General features: G+C 31.7%; 2 protein-coding genes. Both read left to right on the forward strand.

Translation table 11 applies throughout. The features are described 5' to 3' along the window. A partial coding sequence (locus BZARG_RS15920; protein WP_394330508.1) for a transposase occupies positions 1 to 476 on the forward strand: 476 nt, incomplete at its 5' end. Next, positions 440 to 1,342 carry an IS3 family transposase gene (locus tag BZARG_RS05645; protein ID WP_050807289.1) on the forward strand — a complete coding sequence of 301 codons (903 nt, stop codon included), beginning with the start codon at positions 440 to 442 and terminating at the stop codon, positions 1,340 to 1,342. The genes BZARG_RS15920 and BZARG_RS05645, both read left to right, overlap by 37 nt. Positions 1,343 to 1,393: the final 51 nt, after the last annotated feature.

The raw sequence follows: 1,393 nt of genomic DNA on the forward strand, positions 1-1,393 counted from the left end.
TGTCCCGTCCTAAAATAGCGATACACAAAAACCGCGTGTATATGAAAACATCAGACAACAAAGGGTATCAGAAGAAAACCCAAAAAGATTATTCGCTTTCTTTTAAACTTCAATTGGTTGAAGATATTGAATCTGGACGCCTCAATAGATTAGAGGCTCATCTTAAATATGGCATTCAAGCTAGATCTACAATTACGCAATGGTTAAGAAAATATGGTACATTTGATTGGGAAAACCTATCCGTTACCACTATGGCAAAGACACCAGAACAGCGAATCATTGAATTAGAAGCTAAAGTAACCCTTTTAGAGAAACAGAAAGCACGAGCAGAGCACCTTGCCGAACGAGCTGATAAGAAAGTTATTATTTTTGATATGTTAGTTGATATGGCTGAAAAAGAATATGATATTCAAATAAGAAAAAATTACACACCCAAGTTATCGACCAATATCGAGAGCAAGCCAAAGAAACACTAGTTTCTACCTGTGGATTACTTGGGGTAAATAGACAGGTATATTATAGAACTAAAAAATCAAGATTACGCAAACAAAATTTAGCGCAACAGGTAATTAATTTGGTTCGCGAGTTAAGAATCAGGATGCCACGTTTAGGTACAAGAAAATTATATTATTTATTAGAAGATAAGTTAAAAAAGTTGAAAGTTGGGCGAGACAAACTTTTTAGAATACTAAAAGCCAATCATTTATTAATTATTCCGAAGAAATCATATCATATTACAACAGACTCACATCACAGGTTTAGAAAGCATAAAAATATAGTTTGTAATCTAAAGATAACTAAACCAGAACAGGTTTGGGTGAGTGACATCACGTATGTTGGACGTCGAGAAAATCCAAGTTACCTCGCATTAATTACAGATGCTTATTCAAAGAAGATCGTAGGATTTAATGTGTCTAATAGTTTATCGGTTCAAGGTTCATTAAAAGCATTATATATGGCTCTGAAAAATAGATATTATAAAGAGCAACCTTTAATCCATCATTCTGATAGAGGTTTACAATATTGCTCAAATGATTATCAAGAACTACTTGATAAAAATGGAATAAAGGCAAGTATGACAGAAAAATATGATCCTTATGAAAATGCGGTAGCAGAGAGGATAAATGGAATTTTAAAACAGGAGTTTAATATCGCTAAATATGAGGTAAACCTAAAAATAAAGAAACAAATCATTAATGAATCGATCAAAATTTATAATCAAGAAAGACCTCATTTATCAAATCATATGTTAACACCGAACCAAATGCATAAACAAAGCAAAATAGAAATGAAAACTTATAAATCAAAAAAGCTGAACAATCAAGTCATTGTTCAGCTTTAAATATTAAATTTAATCCTTTATTAATCTGTATCGATTATTCAGGACTAGACA

Origin of the sequence: Bizionia argentinensis JUB59 (assembly GCF_000224335.1) — a bacterium.
Lineage (GTDB): Bacteria > Bacteroidota > Bacteroidia > Flavobacteriales > Flavobacteriaceae > Algorimicrobium > Algorimicrobium argentinense.